The organism is Paenibacillus ihuae (assembly GCF_001368795.1).
Classification (GTDB): Bacteria; Bacillota; Bacilli; order Paenibacillales; family Paenibacillaceae; genus Paenibacillus_AQ; species Paenibacillus_AQ ihuae.
The window spans coordinates 1,643,872-1,645,409 of record NZ_LN831198.1 but is presented as its reverse complement, the minus strand read 5'-3'; the positions used below and the strand labels follow the sequence as shown (position 1 = coordinate 1,645,409).

General features: G+C 55.6%; 2 protein-coding genes. Both read right to left on the bottom strand.

Annotated features, from left to right (window positions below; all coding sequences use genetic code 11):
• Nucleotides 1-423 (bottom strand): tetratricopeptide repeat protein (locus AQR02_RS07270; protein WP_054940011.1); only part of this gene is annotated, 423 nt, incomplete at its 3' end.
• 45 nt (nucleotides 424-468) lie between these two features.
• On the bottom strand, nucleotides 469-1,538 hold a 1,070-nt coding region (locus AQR02_RS07265), incomplete at its 5' end, for an ABC-F family ATP-binding cassette domain-containing protein (RefSeq protein ID WP_148449138.1).

The window sequence follows — 1,538 nt, the reverse complement described above, 5'->3', positions numbered from 1 at the left end:
TCCCGGATCAGCAGAGGTTTCCGCAAGCAGCTTAAGCAGAATCTCCATCGCTTCATGATGCGCTCCCAGATTGTGCAGTGCCATCGCGAGAAATGCCGGGAACTCTTTGCGCTCCGGATATTCCCGGGCCCCTTGCTGAAGCACCTCCCTGGAACGGGAGTACTCTCCCAGTGTTCTATAGGTACTTCCCAGTCCAAGCAACACTCCCGCCCGCTGATCCTGAGGCAGCCCTAACGCAAGGCTCTGTTCATAATAGGGAACAGCCTCCCGTTCAAGCCCCAGCACATCATGAGTCCAAGCCAGCTGGTACAGCAGCTCTGCATTCTCCGTGTCCTCTGTCAGCAGATTGAGCAGTATTATCCTCGCTTCGTCCGCTTGGCCCGCGCTGCGTAAGGCAACGGCATCCTGCACTGTATATATCAAAGCCCGCCGCCTCCTGACTATGGATTGAAATCATGCGATTTAAAACTAAGCCTTGCCGGCAATTCTCTCTGCGAGCTCATTCAGATACGTCCAGCGCTCCATCAGCCGCTCCAGCTCCGCTTCACCCTGCCGCTGCAGTTCGACCAGCTCCTGCAGTCTGCCCGAATCGGCAAAGGCCGCTTCCATCTGCGCAGTGATATCCACGAGATGCTGTTCTGCCTGCCCGATCATCTCATCAATGGTTTCGTATTCACGCTGTTCCTTGAAGGTGAATTTGACTTTTTCCCTGGCTGGAGAGGCTACCGCGGCACTCGCAGCCGGCTCTTGAACGGTATTCTGTTTGCTGTTCATTTCTTTGTCCGCGCTGCTCTGCGCAGGTACATTCTTCGCCAGCCATTCTTCATATTCACTGTAATCCCCGACATGTAACCGGATTTGACCGTTCTCAAATGCGGTCAGCTTATCGATGGTACGATCCAGAAAGTAGCGGTCATGGGATACGGTAAAGACGACACCCGGGAATTCATCGAGGTAGTCTTCGAGTACTGACAGTGTGCCGATATCCAAGTCATTGGTCGGCTCATCCAGCAGCAGCACGTTCGGTGCCCCCATCAGGACGCGCAGCAGGTACAGGCGTCTTTTCTCGCCGCCGGACAGCTTGGAAATCGGCGTCCACTGCATGGCCGGAGGGAACAGGAAGCGTTCCAGCATCTGGCCTGCCGTAATCACACTGCCATCAGCTGTACGGATCACCTCTGCCTCTTCCTTAACATACTCAATCGCCCGCATGCTGTCATCCATATCCTGGTGCTCCTGGGTGAAATACCCCAGCTTGACCGTAGCACCCAGCTGAACTTCGCCGCTGTCCGGCTGCAGCTTCCCGGCAATCAGATTAAGCAGAGTGGATTTGCCGCTGCCGTTTGGACCGACGATACCCACCCGGTCCTGCGGTACCGCGATATAGGTCAGATCTTTAATCAGAGTCCGCCCGTCCATGGATTTGGTCAGGTCCTTCATCTCGATGATCTTACGGCCCAGCCGCGTCGAAGCCACCGAAATGTCCAGTGATCCCGCCGAGCTTCCTCCTGTGCTTTCCTTGAGCTTCTCGAAGCGGT